This window comes from Sulfitobacter sp. CW3, assembly GCF_019392245.1.
Lineage (GTDB): Bacteria > Pseudomonadota > Alphaproteobacteria > Rhodobacterales > Rhodobacteraceae > Sulfitobacter.
Genome location: NZ_JAHXRL010000609.1, coordinates 1 through 230 on the forward strand (window position 1 = coordinate 1; position 230 = coordinate 230).

Below are 230 nucleotides of genomic sequence, written 5' to 3' on the forward strand. Positions count from 1 at the left end.
TGCGGGCCGAATACAAGGAGGACATCGACCTCGTGAAGATCGCGAGCGAGACGATCGTCGACGCGATCGTGCAGCCCGAGAACCTCCGCAAGGAGATCGCCACCCGCCTCGCCCGCGCCGAGGGCAAGCGCGAGGAGCGGCCGCGCAAGAAGCACATGGTCGTGCCCGTCTTAGCCCGTCCTGCTAGCGTCTCGGGCGTGCGCCTCTCCGTCGGCCCGGTCCTGGGCCTC

Annotated in this window: 1 protein-coding gene; it reads left to right on the top strand. The window is 69.1% G+C overall.

The genetic code is table 11. The features are described from left to right. Window positions 1–230: hypothetical protein (locus KZZ06_RS22390; protein ID WP_219582081.1), on the top strand; the 230-nt coding region annotated here is incomplete at both ends.